The sequence below is a fragment of the Sphingomonas sp. FW306-05-A genome (assembly GCF_058782275.1).
In genome coordinates this window covers 1,064,118-1,080,984 of sequence record NZ_JBYSXN010000001.1, presented here as the reverse complement: position 1 = coordinate 1,080,984, position 16,867 = coordinate 1,064,118, and the positions used below count along the sequence as shown (strand labels likewise).

Genomic DNA, 16,867 nt, shown 5'->3' with positions numbered 1-16,867 from the left:
TGTGCGATGCCCATGACGCACAAAGCATCGCGCACGACGGGTGCGCGCCATGAGATCACGATTAAAGCCGCTCGACCGCGCGTCTCAAGCGCCGCATCAGTGTCGGATCCTGCACATCGCAATCAGCCGCCTCGGTCGCGAGCGCCATCAGCCGCACCGCGCCGAAACTCGCCGCGAGCCCGCGCAGCCGCCAAGCCGCGCTTGTCCATTCCGCCTCGTCCGTCGCGATCTCCAGCCCCTGGAGCCCGCGACGAACACTTTCCAGAAACGCGACCCGCAATTCAGCGATCAGCATGGGCTCGTCGCCCACTGCCGCCGCCAGCGTCGCATCGATTGCACCCGGTTCATACGCCATGAATCGGACCGTATGGAGCAAGGACTTAACGTCGGGTTTCGCTATTCGCTTTGCGTCAGCGCTTTTCATGATAAACGACCCTTATGAACGGGGGTTCTCGCATCATCGATCTTCGGCCCAATAATCGTCCGAAACCCGGCTCCGCGCCGCACGGCGATCTGCTGCCCGACCCGCAAGCCCTGTCGTCCGACGCGGAAACCGTGCCCATGCAAAATCCTTCCCGCCCCGAAGCCTTCAGCGAAGTGATTTCGGACGAAGACGAGGTTCCCGGCAAGCCTTTTCCGTGGCTGATGGTCGCTGGCGTGGTGCTGTCGCTCGGCTGGATCGTCACGATGCTGCTGTTGTCTGGGCCGTCGCTGTCCAACATGACCGCTCCCGAGCTGGTGAGCTTCGTCGCGGGCCTGTGTGTGCCCCCTGCCCTCATCGGTATCCTGTTGCTGCTCGCGCTGCGCACCAGCACCGCGGAAGCGCGCCGTTTCGGGCGGACCGCCCAGGCGATGCGCGCGGAAGCCGCCAACCTCGAACGGACGATCAACCGGCTTTCTACCCGGATAGACGATCACCGCATTCAGCTTACCGAACAGAGTGAATGGCTCGGCACGCTGGGCGACAGCGCGGTTGCGCGGCTCGCAGGCGTCGGCAACGGTCTGCGCGACCACATCGCCTCGGCAGACTCGCATGCGACGACGCTCGCCAAGGCCGCGGAGAATGCGCAGACCCGGCTCGACGTCCTGCTCGCGCTCCTGCCACGCGCAAATCACGAAACGGACGCGCTCGCGCAATTGCTTAAGGCGACGGGTGTCACCGCCACCGAACATGCTGCAGCGCTCGACGCGCAACTGGCGGCGCTGGCCGAACGCGGACGCGAGGCAGATGCGGTCGCCAATGGTGCCGCGCAGAAGCTCGCGGCACATATCACGCGGATGGAAGCGACCAGCGAGACCGCCGGAGCGCGGCTCGAGCGGGTGACCGGCGACATGTCGCTCGCGGTCGACGGGCTGCTCGGCCGGACCGCGGACGCGATCGACGAAGCGCGCCGCGGGATCGCCGCGCAGGGCGACGCACTGCTCGCGATGCTCGGCACCAACCAGGCGGCGCTCGAACGGGTCGCGCATGACAGTGCCGATGGCCTGGCCACGCGGATCGTCGAGATCGAGGGGCTGATCGAGCATGTCGCCGCCCGGCTCGACGCACAACGCGGTACGGGCAGCGAAATCTTCGCCGAGCTCGACCATCACATCGTCCACGTGTCGGGTCGGTTCGATGCGCTCCATGCACAAGGGATCGATCGCAGCCAGGCGCTTGCCGCGTCGATCGGCGCGCTCGGCGGCTCCGCCCATGCGATGACCGAAGCGCTGCGGATGGGTGACACCGTCGCGCAAACCGCGATCGAGACGACCGAGCGCCTGCTGCTGGCGCTGGACGCCGCCGCACGCGAGATCGACGAGACGCTGCCCGATGCGCTGACCCGGCTCGACACCAAGGTCGGCGATACGCGTCGTCATGTCGGTGCAACCAAGCCCGAACTGCTTGCGCTCGTCACCGCTGCCGAAAGCACGCACGACGCGATCGAGGCGATCGCGCATGTCGTCGCGACACAGCACGATACGGTCGAGAAGCTCGCGGGTACGCTGATCGACACGTTGAGCGACGGCAAGCTCAAGGCGGATGCGCTCGGCCAGATCGTCGATGACACGATCGGCCAGACCAACCGCTTCGCCGACGAAGCCGCACCGCGACTGGTCGAGGCATTGCTGCGCGTTCGCGACACCGCCAATGCGGCGGCCGAGCGCGCGCGCGAAACGCTTGCCAGCGTCATCCCCGATGCGGCGCTGGCGATCGAGCAGCATAGCGCTGCCGCCGTCGAGCGCGGCGCAACGCATGCCGTCCAACAGCAGCTCGCGGCGATCGCCAGCGCTGCCGACACCGCTGCGGAATCGGCTGCCCGCGCGTCCGAGCGGCTTGTCGACCGCATCACCGCACTGGCCGATGCCTCTGCGGTCCTGGAAGCCCGGTTCGAGGACGACCGGCTTGACCGCGAGGAAGCCGACCAGAACTCGATGGCGCGCCGCGTCTCGTTGCTGGTCGAGGCGCTCAACTCGGCGTCGATCGATATCGCCAAGACCTTCTCGGCGGACGTATCCGACAGCGCGTGGCCAGCATATCTCAAGGGCGATCGCGGCGTCTTCACGCGGCGCGCGGTGCGGTTGCTCGAGACGACCGAAGCGCGTGAGATCGCCTATCTCTACGACGACGACGCGGCATTCCGTGAGCATGTGAACCGCTACATCCACGATTTCGAATCGATGCTGCGCGCGATCCTGTCGGGTCGTGACGGATCGCCGCTCGGCGTGACGCTGCTTTCGTCGGACATGGGCAAGCTTTACGTCGCGCTGGCACAGGCGATCGAGCGTTTGCGGACCTGATCACACAGCTCTTCCCCGGCGAAGGCCGGGGCCCAGTCGAGGGCGGCTGGTGGCGAAGGCTGCTCGCTGTAATATAGGACATCACGACTGGGCCCCGGCCTTCGCCGGGGAAGCGCAATTCTTTCAGCGAGAGTGCGTGTTACCGATCGCTTTCCGCGTCACGTGTATTCGCCCCGCGATTATTCGTCAGCCGATCCGGCGCCCAAACCCCTGCCGACGCGGGACGACCGGGTTCGCCTCGGCCTCGAGGATCGCGAGCGTCCGACCGAACAGTCCGCGAAGCGCCGCAACGTCCGCCATCGCCTGATCGGGGGTGTCGTGACTCTCCACGCAGTCGCGCGCGACGATTTCGATCTTCTCGGCAAGCTCACCCAGCGGTTCCGCCCCGAACTGGCGCGCCTCGCCCTTGAGCGTATGCGCGGGGATGACCAGCGCCGCTGCATTCTGCGCCCGCATCGCCGCCTCGATCGCGGCGACCGATTTCACCCCGTCCTCCCGGAAATAGCCGAGAATCCGTACGAATCCCGCACCGAGTTCACCACGCGCGCGGGCAAATACGGCCCAGTCGATCAGGCTTCTGTCGTCGAGTGGCACGGTCGTCTCCAACAATCCCGTCCCACGCGGACGGGAAGGTCCTGACGCAGGTGTAGCGGGAGATCGTAAACGAGCGATTGACACACACCGTAATATTGCCCGCGGATGACCGTTTCGCGCCGCGTTGAGCACGAAAAAACCCCGCTCCCACAATGGGGAACGGGGTCTTCGAGAGAAATTTCGCGCGCATCGCTGTGATGCGCGCGGAAGATCCGATCAGCAACCGTTCTTGCGGTTCTGCGAGGCGTCATGCTTCTTGTCGAGATGACGTCCGAGCAATGCGCCACCGACGCCGCCGGCTACCGTCCCCAGCGTTCCGCCACCGAGCACGTTACCGAGCACGGCACCGCCAGCACCACCGGCCAGCGTACCGGTCGTGCCGCTGCTGCGCTTGCAATCCTGGTAACGGCGCGAGTCACGCCCGCGATAGTTGCGGCCGCGGTCGCGATAGTCACGATCGCGATAGCCATCACGATACCCGTCGCGATCACGATCCTGCGCCGCGAGAACCGGACCTGGCAGTGCCACTGCAGCCATCATGACCGCCATCATCAACTTCTTCATGGTGTCGTCCTCTGTCTTTAAACCCTGTGGCCGATCAACCATCGACCCCTTCGAAAGTTCATTTGGACCGCATCGGCTTAGCCGCGCATGAACGTTTCGAATTGGTCCTTCCAATCCGGATGCCACCGCGACAATGCCGGTCGGTTCTCGGCGACGTCGCCCGCCGTCCACAGGATCCGTTTGCGATCCTGTTCGGGGGTGGTCTCGTTATCCGGGCACAGCAGATAGAAATCGCCCGCCCCGATCCCCTCCAGCATGAACGCTACCACCTGTTCCGCAGACCATGCGGCGTCAGGCTTGTCCGGCGTGTTGGCGGCGGTCATCCCGGTGAACGTATAGCCCGGGATCAGCAGATGCGCGGTTACCCGGTCGCCCGCTTGTTGCCGGAGCGTGTGCGCCAGCCCCTCGGTCAACGCCTTCACCCCCGCCTTGCTGACATTGTACGCGGTGTTCCCCGGCGGCTGCGTGATGCCCTGCTTCGATCCGGTGTTGATCACGATCCCGGGTTGTCCGCTCTCGATCATCGCAGGGACGAAGCTCTGGATGCCGTGGAGCACACCCATCAGGTTGACACCCAGCACGCGCTCCCATGCGGAAGGATCGGCAAGCACATCCCCGCCTGCCCCGACCCCGGCGTTGTTCATGAGGACCGACACCGGGCCATAGTGTTCCGCGACGGTAACGGCGAGCGCCTCGACCGCGATCCGGTCGCTGACATCGACCGCCATGCCCACCGCCTGGTCGCCGCACGCCGCGACGGTGCTGTCCAGAGAATCGCCGGGTTGGTCGACGATGACGACGCGCATTCCCATGCCTGCGAAGGCTTTCGCCGCCGCAAGTCCAATCCCGCTCGCGCCACCGGTGACGATCGCGAGGTTACCCGATGACAGCGCGCTCATAAGTCGAGTGCTGCCATCTGCGGTGCGGCATAGCGCGTTCCGGTCGCCGCACCCGGCGGCAGGATCGACTCGATCCGTTCGAGATCGGCGCTGGTCAGCGTCACGTCGAGCGCGCCGAGATTGTCCTCGAGATAGCGGCGACGCTTGGTGCCGGGGATGGGGACAATGTCATCCCCCTGCGCCAGTACCCACGCAAGCGCGAGTTGCGCGGGCGTGCACCCCTTGTCCTTCGCCATCGCGCCGACCGCCTCCGCGAGCGCGAGGTTCTTTGCGAACGCCTCGCCCTGAAAGCGCGGGTGATTGCGCCGGGTGTCGCCCTCGGGAAGATCGTCCGGCGTCTTGAACTGCCCGGTCAGGAACCCGCGCCCTAGCGGCGAATAGGGAACGAAGCCGATCCCGAGCTCGCGCACTGTCGGGAGCAGCGTGTCTTCGGGATCACGGCTCCACAGCGAATATTCGGTCTGGAGCGCGGTGATCGGATGGACCGCATGCGCACGCCGGATCGTCTCGGGCGCGGCTTCTGACAGGCCGAGATACTTGACCTTCCCCGCCTTCACCAGTTCGGCCATCGCGCCGACGGTTTCCTCGATCGGCACGTCGGGGTCGACGCGGTGCTGATAATAGAGGTCGAACAGGTCGAGCCCGGTCCGCTTGAGGCTCGCGTCGCAGGCCTGGCGGACGTATTCGGGGCGGCCGTTGATGCCCTGGAAGCTCCCGTCCGCGCCACGAACGTTGCCGAACTTGGTGGCGACCTTGACCCATTCGCGCCGCTCGCGAACGACGCGGCCGACGAGTTCTTCGTTGCGCCCGACGCCGTACATGTCGGCGGTGTCGAGAAAGTCGACACCCATATCGATCGCACGATTGATCGTGGCTGCGGACTCGACGTCGTCCTGCGTGCCGTAAAAGTCGGACATGCCCATGCAGCCCAGGCCGAGTGCGGACACCTCCAGGCCTTGTGATCCGAGTTTGCGCATTTTCATTAGCGATCTCCTTGGCCGGGCATTGCTAGCGTGCCCGTTGCCACCGATCGCCCAATGTTCCGCCGGGGAAAGGGTTGCAGTACGCAGTGGGGTGGGAAGGAGCCCTTCTTCCTTAGCCCCCCCCTTCAGGGGAGGGGTTGGGGCGGGGCAGTCCAGCAGAACCTTGCTCTCTGCGAGGCACTGCCCCACCCCCAACCCCTCCCCTGAAGGGGAGGGGCTTTACATTTGCATCACCCCTCGGTCGCTACAACCTCGACAATATCCAGCGCGAAGCCCCGCCACCCGCGCATCTTGGATGCCTCCCCAGCCGCTGCGGTCTTGCGCTTGGCCTCGGCGAGCGACTTGGTATGCCCCCAGAAAACCTCGGTCTTGCCGTTCTCCAGCGTTGCGACGATCCGCCAGTAATGCGTAAAGGCAGTGGTCGTAGGCCCGATCGTCTTGACGTACCCGTCGGGGAGCGTTGCGGTAAGGTACGTGCGCTTCTTGGCCATGAACTACCCGCTTAGAATTCTCCCTGTTTTCCCGCGAAGGCGGGGATCCAGAGTTGCAAACCAACCACCCTGGAACCCTGGACTCCCGCCTACGCGGGAGAACGCAAGCGCAATTGCTCCGCATGCCACGCGACATGGTCCGCCATGAACGTCGAGATGAAATAATAGCTGTGGTCATACCCCGGCTGCATCCGCAGCGTCAGGTCGATCCCCGCCTCCTTGCACGCCGCCCGCAGCAATTCCGGACGGAGTTGTTCCGCCAGGAAATTGTCCGCCTCCCCCTGATCGATCAACAGCGCCGGTACCCGCGCGCCATCCTCGATAAGCGCAACCGCATCATGTCGCCGCCACGCCGCCCGGTCCTCGCCAAGATACCCGCCGAGCGCCTTCACGCCCCACGGCACCTGCGACGGCGCGACGATCGGCGCGAACGCGGACACGCCCGCGAAGCGATCGGGGAACGTCAGCCCGATCGTCAGCGCGCCGTGGCCGCCCATCGAATGCCCCATGATCCCCTGACGGCCCAGGTCCGCCGCGAACGTCTCGCCGATCAGCGCCGGGAGTTCCTCGGTGACATAGGTCCACATCCGGTAATGCTCGGCGAACGGTGTCTGTGTCGCATCGACGTAAAAGCCCGCGCCCAGCCCGAAGTCATACGCGCCGTCCGGATCGTCCGCCACGCCGTCCCCGCGCGGACTGGTATCGGGCGCGACGAGGATCACGCGATGCTCCGCGCAAGCCGCGCGAAACTCGCCCTTCTCGGTCACGTTCGCCTGGGTGCAGGTCAGCCCCGAGAGGAACCACAGCACCGGCAGCGTCTCGCCCTCGGCATGCTCCGGCACAAACACCGAAAAGGTCATCTCGGTCCCCGTCGCGGTCGAGGCGTGGCTGTAGACGCCCTGCACCCCGCCATGCGCCTTGACCTCGGAAACGGTCTTCACCGTCGCCATCAGAACAGCACCACGCTGCGGATGCTCTCGCCCGAATGCATCAGGTCGAACCCCTTGTTGATCTCGTCGAGCGTCAGGACGTGGGTGATCATCGGGTCGATCTCGATCATCCCGTTCATGTACCAGTCGACGATCTTGGGAACGTCGGTCCGCCCCTTCGCGCCGCCGAACGCGGTCCCGCGCCAGTTGCGCCCGGTGACGAGCTGGAACGGCCGCGTGCTGATTTCCTTGCCCGCTTCCGCCACGCCGATGACGATCGAGGTGCCCCAGCCGCGATGGCACGCCTCGAGCGCCTGCCGCATCACGGTCGTGTTGCCGGTGCAATCGAACGTATAGTCCGCGCCGCCATCGGTTAGCGCGACCAGATGCGCGACGAGATCGCCGCTCACGTCCTTGGGGTTGACGAAGTCGGTCATGCCGAAGCGCCGACCCCATTCCTCGCGGTCCGGGTTGATGTCGACCCCGACGATCTTCGCCGCGCCCGCAAGCCGTGCGCCCTGGAGCACGTTAAGCCCGATCCCGCCGAGCCCGAACACGATCACCGTATCGCCGACTTCGACCTTGGCGGTGTTGACCACCGCGCCGACGCCCGTCGTCACGCCGCAGCCGATGTAGCAGCTCGTCTTGAACGGCGCGTCTTCGCGAATCTTCGCGACCGCGATCTCGGGCAGGACGGTGAAGTTCGAGAAGGTCGAGCAGCCCATATAATGGTAGATCGGCTGGCCCTTGTAGGAGAAGCGCGTCGTCCCGTCGGGCATCAGCCCCTTCCCCTGCGTCGCGCGGATCGCGGTGCACAGGTTGGTCTTGCCGCTGAGGCACGACTTACACTGGCGGCATTCGGGCGTGTAGAGCGGAATGACATGGTCGCCCGGCTTGACCGAGGTGACGCCCGGCCCGACCTCGCGGACGATGCCAGCGCCCTCATGCCCCAGCACGCTCGGGAACAGCCCCTCGCTGTCGAGCCCGTCGAGCGTATAGGCGTCGGTATGGCAGATGCCCGTCGCCATGATTTCGACCAGCACTTCACCCGCCTTCGGGCCTTCCAGGTCGAGTTCGACGATCTCAAGGGGCTTCTTCGCTTCGAACGCGACGGCGGCACGGGTCTTCATGGCATACTCCGGTCTTTGGGCTCGGCGCTTATAGGCCGGCCTTCCATTGCATAAAGCGCAGAGTGGCCGAACGGTCCCGCCAAATGATCCCTAAGCGGCGCCGGGTTTGCCCGGATGCCCCAGGCGCACGTCGTCGCTGTCGAACGTCCGCACGCTCGTCAGATAGTGATAGCCCGCCCAGAAGCCGGTCAGCGACAGCGCGAGCAAAGCATAGCGCAGCGACTCCGCATTGCTCCCCAGCCCAGGCGCAAGCGTGTCGCTGATCCAGCCGACGACCGTGGGCGCGACGATCAGGTTGCAGACGTTGGCAGCGAGCAGGCTGATCGCCATCCCTTGCGCGCGCATCGTCGGCGGCAGGAAGTTGAGCAGCAGCGCCATCGTCGGCCCCATGTAGAGATAGACGCACGGGATCACGATCCACAGCATCGCGGTGGCGACGTTCAGCGAATGCGTCCAGAAGATCAGGAAGGACGGGATCGTCGACAGGATCACGATAGCAGCGAGGAACCAGGCGATCCGCTTCACGTCCTGCATCTGCGGCAACGCTAGCAGCGCGCCGGTCGCGATCGTCGCTAGCGTGCCTGCCCAGAAATAGATCGTCCCCAACCGCGCGCCCGCCTCCGAGGTCGAAAGGCCATAGGCGCGCTCGAAATAGGTCTGCATCCAGAACAGCATCCCCCAGCCCCACAGGCAGATCACCGCGCCTGCCGCATTGATGTGCCACGCCGATCGCTGGGTCCACAGGAAGCGGCACGTCTCGACGAAGGTCGCCGCGTCGTCCGCCGTGCCGCGCAGCTCGAACCGCCCGCGCACCGGCTCGCGCACCGTCAGGAAGATGATCGCCCCGAACAGCACGCCTGGGACACCCAGCGCGATGAACGCGGCACGCCAGCTATGGAAGTGGTCGACGATCGCCCCGGCGACGCTCGATCCGAGCCACGCGCCGAGCGGAAGCCCCAGCGCCCAGAGGGTCAGCGCGAACGCGCGCCGTCCGCGCGGGAAATTGTCCGCGATGATCGAGGTGGAGGGCGGCGTGCAGCCCGCCTCGCCGATCCCGACCCCGATCCGCGCGAGCAGGAACTGCCAGAAATTGTGTGTCAGCCCGAGCAGCGCGGTCATCCCCGACCACGTCACCAGCGCAACCGCGACGATGTTGCGCCGGTTGCCGCGATCGGCATAGCGCGCGATCGGAAGCCCGGCGATGATGTAGAAGAACGCCAGCGACACCCCCGTCAGCCAGCCGACCCCGGTATCACTCAGCCCGAATTCCTTGCGGATCGGCTCGAGCACGGTCGACACGACATAACGGTCCGCGATGTTGAGCGCATAGACCAGGGCGAGGATCGTCACGACATACCAGCGCGCGGGGGACAGGGTTGGCGTCGTCTCGCTACTCAAAAACCGATCTCCGCGGACGTCGTGTCCGCGCATCCTCAATGTTCGCGTCGACGGGGTTGTGCAAGAGCGGGACCAGAGCAAAGCGTGCTCGTGGGGATTGCCTTTCGCCGACAAACCGGATTGATGCGCGCGGGCATCCACCGCCCGCCCGCGTCCGGAGTACAGGCGATCGCCGCGTCCAAGACCATCAACCGTCGCTGGCTCCCGCTCAATGCGCTGCGCGCGTTCGATGCGGTCGGGCAGCGGATGAGCTTCACCGCGGGCGCGCAAGACCTCGACGTCTCGCAAAGTGCGGTCAGCCGGCACGTCATCAGCCTCGAGGACGTGCTGGGACAGAAACTGTTCGACCGTTCCGGCCAGCGTCTTGTCCTGACCGCGGCGGGTGCGGCGCTGCTGCCCGAAGTGCGTCGCGCGTTCGACCTGCTCGAACAGACGATGGCCGCGGTCAGCCAGGATCCCCTCAACGGCCGCCCGATCCGCATCCACATCCCGCCGTCGCTGTTGCAACAGGTCGTCATGCCGATGATCCGGGACTTCCACCGCGCCTATCCCGACGTTCGCATCGATGTGTCGAGCTCGCCCGTCACCGGCATGCCGAGCCACGAGACCGACATGGCGATCGTGTTCGACCGGCCCAACATCGATGACCGCATCACCGACCTGTTGTGGCTCGTCCGTGTGGCGCCAGTCTGCTCCCCCGCCTTGGCGCAGGCGAATGCGGGCAAGTCGCTCGAAGCCTTCCTGTCCGACAACGACTTGCTCCACGTCACGCTGGAGGGCGAGGAGCGCGGACTGTTGTGGAGCACGTTCGCGCAGACGATTGGTATTTCGCTCGATACCAACCGTGGTCATGCCTTCGACACGGCATCGTTGGCCGCGCATTATGCGATCCAATCAGGTGGCGTTGCGCTCGCCGACGTCGCGATGTTCGCGCCCGAGATCGCCGGCGGGCAGTTGGTCGTCCCCTATGATGCCGCGATCGACGACGGGTTCGGCTATTATCTGAAACTGCGCGCCGACGATCTCGCCGATCCGACGGTGAGCCTGTTCCGCAGCTGGCTGATCGCGCAATTCGCCGCCCGGCAATAGTTGCTCTGGAGTTGCTCTGGATCAGGCGGATATTTTCCGTCTCGGCATGCCACCATCGTCCGTCGGTGCGTTCTCCTTCTCGCTGGTAGAATGACGAAGGACACCCCGCTGGAACATATTGCCCAATGGATCGCGCCCGTAGCGGCGATGATCGACCGATCCGGGACGGATCCGCGCACGCCCGCACGGCAGGAATTGCCCCCGCAACAGGGCGGCAAAGCCATATGAACATCGCCTATCTCGCAACCCGCATCGCCGAAGTGCTGCGGAAGGACGATCTGATCTTCCTGGCCAACGATGATCAGCAAGCCGAGGCGATAAGCTGCGCGCTCGAAGCGGTCGTAGCCAGATCGCGCGTTTATTTCGTGCCGTCGAGCGACACGCTTCCCGGCGATGTCGCCCCCCCATCGCCTGCCAATGCGGGCCGGCGGGTTGCCGCGCTCCATGCGCTGCGGGTGGCGCAGTCGGAAAAGAAACGGGAGCGGATCGCGCTCATTCTCAGCGGCGAGGCGGCGGCGCGACGCTATCCCGCCCCGCCCGCGTTCGACCGCGCACCGCCGACGCTGCGGATCGGCGATGCCGTCGATGTCGCGGCATTCGCACCGATGATCGCAGACCTGGGCTATGTCGCGGACGACCGTGTCGATGAACCGGGCGAAGTCGCCGTCCGTGGCGAGGTCATCGATATCTTCCCCGCAGATGCCAAGCGGCCTGCGCGTATCGATATCGTGGACGGCAAGATCACGGAGATCCGCTGCTTCGACCCGGCAACGCAGCGCACGCTGGACTCGCTGGACTTCCTCGAAGTCGGCCGTGCGGCGGAACCGCCGATGAGCGATCCCGTGGCCATCCTGATGCATCTCAAGCCCGGCCAGATCGCGCTGGCGGACAAGGCCGACCAACGCCGTCTGCGCTTCGTGCAGCTTGCTGGCGACGTCGCGGCACGCGGAACCGGCAAGGTGGATGCGATCGAGGATGCCGACTGGCAGGCAGCGCTCAAGGACTGGCAGGCGATCGCGTTCGACGACGCGGTGGACGCGGTTCCCCGGTTCGCCGAGGTCAAGGCCCCGCTGGCCAAGCTGGTGCGGTTCACCAAGCCGTTGCTCGCAGACCATGCGCTGGTGTTGGCCGGCAGCCGCCGTGACCTGCGGTTTCTGCGCGGCCGGGTGGCGAAGCGCCTGAGCGTCGAATTTACGACCGTTCAGGACTGGAGCGACCTCCGCGACCTGGCCCCGGGGGAGGCCGCAATGGTCGAAATGCCCGTCGATTGCGGGTTCGTCGACGACAAGCTCGTCCTCATCACGGCGTCCGATTTGCTCGGCAGCCGGGCGATGCTCGACGATGTCGAAGCGGGGAGCGCCAATCCGCTGGCCGGAGGTGCCGAAATCCGCGTCGGCGATGTCGTGGTGCATGAGGATCATGGCGTCGGCCGCGTGCTCGGGCTCGAACCCGCGCCGAGCATCGGGGCGACCTCGGGCGAGTTGATCGCGCTCGAATATGCAGGGGGCGCGCGGCGTCTGGTCGAGATCGACGACGCCGACCGGATCTGGCGCTACGGTGCCGATGCCGATGCAGTTACGCTCGACAAGCTCGACGGATCGTCGTGGCTGAAACGCCGTGGCGATATCGATGCGGCCATCGCCCAAAGTGCGCGTGGCCTGACCGAACTCGCCGAAACCCGCGAGACGCTCGAGGCACCCGTGCTCGCCCCTGATCCCGCTGCGTATGAACGGTTCGCCAACGGCTTCCCGTTCAATGAAACAGCCGATCAGGCCCGCGCAATCCATGCGGTGCGCGACGATCTCGCACGCGGCAAGCCGATGGACCGGCTCGTCGTCGGCGATGTCGGCTATGGCAAGACCGAAGTCGCGCTGCGAGCGGCCGGCATCGCCGCGCTCGCGGGCTATCAGGTCGTTGTCGCAGCCCCGACCACGGTGCTGGTCCGCCAGCATCTCGAAAGCTTCCGTCGCCGGTTCGAGGCGGCAGGGATCAAGGTCGCGGGTCTCTCGCGCCTGTCGAGTGCTGCCGAGAAAAAGGCGACCAAGGCGGGCCTTGCGGACGGGTCGATCCGGGTCGTGATCGGCACCGGCGCGGTCATGGCGAAGGGCGTCAGCTACGCCAATCTCGGGCTCGTCATCATCGACGAAGAACAGCGCTTCGGTGCGGCCGACAAGGTGCGGCTTCGCGGATCAGGCAACGTCCATTTGCTCACGCTGAGTGCCACGCCGATCCCCCGCACGCTTCAGATGGCGTTGGTCGGCTTGCAGCAGATTTCGATCATCGCGACCCCGCCCGCGCGCCGCCAGCCGATCCGCACGAGTCTCGACCAGTATGACGAAGGACGTGTCCGTACCGCGCTGCTGCGCGAGAAGGGCCGCGGCGGGCAAAGCTTCGTCGTCGTCCCGCGGATCGAGGACATGGCGGGCGTGGGCGAGAAATTGCGGCGCGCGGCCCCCGACCTCAAGATCGTGGAGGCGCACGGCAAGATGCCCGCCACCGACATCGACGAAGTCATGGTGGCGTTTTCGGACGGCGACGGTGACGTGCTGCTCGCCACCAACATCATCGAGGCGGGGCTGGACGTGCCGCGCGCGAACACGATGGTGGTGTGGCGCGCCGACCGGTTCGGGCTCGCGCAATTGCATCAGTTGCGCGGGCGCGTCGGGCGCGGCAACCGGCGTGGGCAGGTCATCCTGCTCACCGATTCCGAGGACGCGATCGCCGAGCGGACCGTCAAGCGGTTGCGTACCCTTGCGACGTTCGACCGATTGGGTGCCGGGTTCGACATCAGCGCGCAGGATCTCGATATGCGGGGTGCCGGCGACCTGCTCGGCGAAACCCAGGCCGGGCATACCAAGCTGATCGGGATCGACCTGTATCAGCATCTGCTGGGCGGTGCGCTGCGCCATGCGCGGGGCGAGGATGTCGAACGCTGGACGCCGCAACTTCATCTCGGTGCCGCTGGCGGTTTCCCGGCCGACTGGATTCCCGAGGACGATGTCCGTTTGTCGCTCTACATCCGGCTCAGTCGGGTGACCGACGATTCCGCGCTCGATGCGTTCGAGGACGAGTTGGTCGACCGGTTCGGGGCGTTGCCGGACGATGCGGTCGCGCTGCTCGCGCGGGCGCGGGTGCGCTTGCTTGCGCGCGATGCGCGGGTGGAGCGGATCGACGCGGGCGCGGCGGCAATCGCGCTGACGCCGCGGCGGGGTTTCATCGCGGATACGGCGGATGCCGGATTGGTCGAGAAAAACGGCCGCTTCCTGCTGACGGAGCCAACCGAAGATGCTGCGCGGACCGGCCGGGTGCAGGCACTGCTGGAGGAACTGGTCGCCTGATACCGAACGGCCCAACGGTCCGATCTGACCTGGCCTGAATCAAAAACGCCCCCGGCACGGATGCCGGGGGCGTTTCGTTTGATGGTCTTGGACGACCCGGATCAGGAAATCCGGCGACCCAGTTCCTTGTTGACGCCCAGCGCGATCAGCGTGGCGAGTGCGCCCGACAGCAGGTATCCGCCGGCCGCAATCAGCCCGAAGTTGCTGGCGAGCAGCAAGCCGACCAGCGGCGCGAACCCTGCCCCGACCAGCCACGCCAGATCCGACGTCAGCGCGGCACCGGTATAGCGGCGCGTGCTGCCGAAGTTCGCCGCGACCGCGCCCGAGGACTGACCGAAAGCCACACCAAGCAGCGCGAAGCCGATCAGCACGAAGGTCAATTCACCGGTATACCCTGCCGACAGCAACTGCGGCGCGAAACCGCTGAACGCTGCGATCCCGGCCGCCGTGACACCGAGCAGATAACGACGCCCGACGCGGTCCGCGATCAACCCCGACGCGATCACGCCGATGACGCCGACGATCCCGCCGAAGATCTCGATCGAGAGGAATCGCTCCGGGTTCTGGTTGGTGAACAGATGCACCCACGACAGCGGGAACACCGTGACCATGTGGAACAGCGCAAAGCTTGCCAGCGGCGCGAAGGCACCGATGACGATGTTGCGCCAATCGCTCTTGATCGTCTCCATGACATGCGACGGCTCGAGCTCGCGGCTCTCGAACATCGCGGCATAATGCGGCGTCGACACCATACGCAGACGCGCGAACAGCGCGACGACGTTGATCGCGAACGCGACGAAGAACGGATAGCGCCAGCCCCAATCGAGGAAGTCGGCAGGCGACAGCGTGGTCAGGAAGAAGGCGAACAGCGCGCTCGCGACGATCAGCCCAAGCGGCGCGCCGAGCTGCGGGATCATCGCATACCAGCCGCGCTTGTTCTCCGGAGCATTGAGCGCGAGCAGCGAGGCAAGACCGTCCCATGCCCCGCCGAGCGCGATGCCCTGCCCGATGCGGAACAGCGCGAGCAATACGATTGCCCAGCCGCCGATCGTCTCATAGCCCGGCAGGAACGCGACCGCCGCGGTCGACCCGCCAAGCAGGAACAGCGCGATCGTCAGCTTCGTCCCGCGACCGAGCACCTGGTCGACCGAGAGGAAGATCAACGACCCGATCGGGCGCGCGACGAATGCCAGCGCGAAGATCGCGAACGAATAAAGCGTACCGGTCAGCCGGTCGACGAACGGAAAGATCAGCGCCGGGAACACCAGCACCGACGCGATCGCGTAGACGAAAAAGTCGAAGAATTCGGAGGTACGGCCGATGACGACGCCGATCGCGATTTCATTCGGATCGACATGGCCATCGCCGTGCGCATGGCGCGCGTTGATCGCACGCGCATCGCGTTCGGCATTATGGGATGCGGTTTGTACAGTCATCGTTGGCGTCTTCCTGGACCGCGGGACGATCGGTCATTGCAGCTTCTATGCCTCATACCATGTCGCGATGGCATTGGACAAAATGTCCAATGTCGCAGCGCAGCATCTGTGTATAGCGCGCCGCTATGCCCTCCCTACGTCACACCCCGATTCCCCGTCGCCCGATTCGCAATACGCTGGCCGCGGGCGCGCTCGCGCTGCTGCTCGGCGGTTGCAACATGGTCGTCATGAACCCCGCCGGCGACGTCGCCCTTCAGCAACGCGATCTGGTCATCTTCTCGACCGCGTTGATGTTGCTGATCGTGCTGCCGGTGATCGGGCTGGTCTGCCTGTTCGCGTGGAAGTATCGCGCGAGCAACGAGACGACCGACTATGATCCTGACTGGGATCACTCGTCGCAGCTCGAGTTGCTGATCTGGGCAGCGCCGCTGCTGATCGTGATCTGCCTCGGTGCGGTGACGTGGACGGGGACGCATCTGCTCGATCCGTATCGCCCGATCGGTCGCATCGCGGCGGGCAAGCCGCTGGTGGCGAACGTCAAGCCGCTCGAGGTCGAGGTGATCGCGCTCGATTGGAAGTGGATGTTCGTCTATCCGGAATACGGCTTCGCGACCGTCAACGAGCTCGCGGCACCGGTCGACCGGCCGATCCATTTCCGCCTGACCTCGTCGTCGGTGATGAACGCTTTCTACATCCCGACGCTCGCCGGCATGATCTACGCGATGCCGTCGATGGAGACCCAGCTCAACGCGGTGATCAACAAGCCCGGCAATTACGCAGGGTTCTCGTCAAACTACTCGGGTGCCGGTTTCTCCGACATGCGCTTCCGGTTTTACGGGATGACCGATGGCGACTTCAACGCCTGGGTCGCGCGGAACAAGGCGGCGGGTGGAAACCTGACGCGGGCTGACTATCTCAAGCTTGAAAAGCCGTCGGAGAAGGTTCCGGTGATGCGCTTCGCCAACGTCGACCCGACGATCTACAGCGCCGTCGTAAACCAGTGCATCCGCCCCGGCACGACGTGCATGAGCGAGATGATGAAGAAAGACATGCAGGACAGCGCGGCGATGGAAGGCAAGCCCAACAGCGGCAACGCTGAAGGCAAACGGACCTCGTCCCCGCTGACGACGCGTGACGCCGGGCAGGCACCGCCGAAAAGCCCGTCCGACGTCCCGCAACGCGGGCCTTCGAAACCCGAAGACTCCAATACGCCCAAGCAGCGCCCCCTCTAAATG

15 protein-coding genes are annotated in these 16,867 nt (G+C 65.6%); 5 read left to right on the top strand and 10 right to left on the bottom strand.

What is annotated here, in order from left to right; all coding sequences use genetic code 11:
* Window positions 1-61 precede the first annotated feature (61 nt).
* Window positions 62-355, bottom strand: a complete 294-nt coding sequence (locus AC3WJR_RS05000; RefSeq protein WP_354280488.1) for an Hpt domain-containing protein — start codon at window positions 353-355, stop codon at window positions 62-64.
* A gap of 83 nt (window positions 356-438) precedes the next feature.
* Here AC3WJR_RS05000 and AC3WJR_RS04995 point away from each other — a divergent pair, with 83 nt between their 5' ends.
* Window positions 439-2,781 (top strand): hypothetical protein, encoded by a 2,343-nt coding sequence (locus AC3WJR_RS04995; RefSeq protein WP_492722809.1) that lies wholly within the window; start codon window positions 439-441, stop codon window positions 2,779-2,781.
* 186 nt (window positions 2,782-2,967) lie between these two features.
* Here the strand turns inward: AC3WJR_RS04995 and AC3WJR_RS04990 are convergent, their stop codons facing one another.
* The 8 genes from AC3WJR_RS04990 to AC3WJR_RS04955 form a co-directional block, all read right to left on the bottom strand.
* Window positions 2,968-3,354, bottom strand: coding sequence for an Hpt domain-containing protein (locus tag AC3WJR_RS04990; protein WP_354280620.1), 387 nt, complete (start codon window positions 3,352-3,354; stop codon window positions 2,968-2,970).
* Between the two features lie 237 nt (window positions 3,355-3,591).
* Window positions 3,592-3,939 (bottom strand): glycine zipper 2TM domain-containing protein, encoded by a 348-nt coding sequence (locus AC3WJR_RS04985; protein ID WP_354280485.1) that lies wholly within the window; start codon window positions 3,937-3,939, stop codon window positions 3,592-3,594.
* Window positions 3,940-4,016: 77 nt separating this feature from the next.
* Window positions 4,017-4,838 carry an SDR family NAD(P)-dependent oxidoreductase gene (locus AC3WJR_RS04980; protein ID WP_492722807.1) on the bottom strand — a complete coding sequence of 274 codons (822 nt, stop codon included), beginning with the start codon at window positions 4,836-4,838 and terminating at the stop codon, window positions 4,017-4,019.
* Window positions 4,835-5,821, bottom strand: coding sequence for an aldo/keto reductase (locus AC3WJR_RS04975; RefSeq protein ID WP_492722805.1), 987 nt, complete (start codon window positions 5,819-5,821; stop codon window positions 4,835-4,837). Before AC3WJR_RS04975 ends, AC3WJR_RS04980 begins: the two co-directional genes overlap by 4 nt.
* A gap of 230 nt (window positions 5,822-6,051) precedes the next feature.
* Complete coding sequence (locus tag AC3WJR_RS04970) at window positions 6,052-6,312, bottom strand: hypothetical protein (protein ID WP_492722803.1); 261 nt, start codon at window positions 6,310-6,312, stop codon at window positions 6,052-6,054.
* 89 nt (window positions 6,313-6,401) lie between these two features.
* On the bottom strand, window positions 6,402-7,262 hold the full coding sequence (fghA, locus tag AC3WJR_RS04965) for an S-formylglutathione hydrolase (protein WP_492722801.1): 861 nt from the start codon (window positions 7,260-7,262) through the stop codon (window positions 6,402-6,404).
* Window positions 7,262-8,371 carry an S-(hydroxymethyl)glutathione dehydrogenase/class III alcohol dehydrogenase gene (locus AC3WJR_RS04960; RefSeq protein ID WP_242137124.1) on the bottom strand — a complete coding sequence of 370 codons (1,110 nt, stop codon included), beginning with the start codon at window positions 8,369-8,371 and terminating at the stop codon, window positions 7,262-7,264. Before AC3WJR_RS04960 ends, fghA begins: the two co-directional genes overlap by 1 nt.
* Window positions 8,372-8,461: 90 nt before the next feature.
* Window positions 8,462-9,769, bottom strand: coding sequence for a spinster family MFS transporter (locus AC3WJR_RS04955; RefSeq protein WP_492722796.1), 1,308 nt, complete (start codon window positions 9,767-9,769; stop codon window positions 8,462-8,464).
* A gap of 123 nt (window positions 9,770-9,892) precedes the next feature.
* Between AC3WJR_RS04955 and AC3WJR_RS04950 the strand changes: the two genes are divergently transcribed.
* The 3 genes from AC3WJR_RS04950 to AC3WJR_RS04940 all read left to right on the top strand — a co-directional run bounded on the left by AC3WJR_RS04950 (window position 9,893) and on the right by AC3WJR_RS04940 (window position 14,196).
* Window positions 9,893-10,858, top strand: coding sequence for a LysR substrate-binding domain-containing protein (locus AC3WJR_RS04950; protein WP_492722792.1), 966 nt, complete (start codon window positions 9,893-9,895; stop codon window positions 10,856-10,858).
* Between the two features lie 90 nt (window positions 10,859-10,948).
* Window positions 10,949-11,086, top strand: coding sequence for a hypothetical protein (locus AC3WJR_RS04945; RefSeq protein WP_492722788.1), 138 nt, complete (start codon window positions 10,949-10,951; stop codon window positions 11,084-11,086).
* Entirely contained in the window at window positions 11,083-14,196 is a 3,114-nt protein-coding gene (locus AC3WJR_RS04940; RefSeq protein WP_492722787.1) for a helicase-related protein, read from the top strand. The genes AC3WJR_RS04945 and AC3WJR_RS04940 overlap by 4 nt, the downstream gene beginning before the upstream one ends.
* Window positions 14,197-14,297: 101 nt before the next feature.
* Here the strand turns inward: AC3WJR_RS04940 and AC3WJR_RS04935 are convergent, their stop codons facing one another.
* The gene (locus AC3WJR_RS04935) at window positions 14,298-15,632 is read right to left on the bottom strand and encodes an MFS transporter (protein WP_354280475.1); all 1,335 of its coding nucleotides are present in this window, start codon (window positions 15,630-15,632) and stop codon (window positions 14,298-14,300) included.
* 125 nt (window positions 15,633-15,757) lie between these two features.
* On the opposite strand from AC3WJR_RS04935, the gene cyoA reads away from it, so the two are divergent.
* The gene (gene cyoA, locus AC3WJR_RS04930; RefSeq protein WP_492722784.1) at window positions 15,758-16,864 is read left to right on the top strand and encodes a ubiquinol oxidase subunit II; all 1,107 of its coding nucleotides are present in this window, start codon (window positions 15,758-15,760) and stop codon (window positions 16,862-16,864) included.
* The last annotated feature ends 3 nt before the right edge of the window (window positions 16,865-16,867 follow it).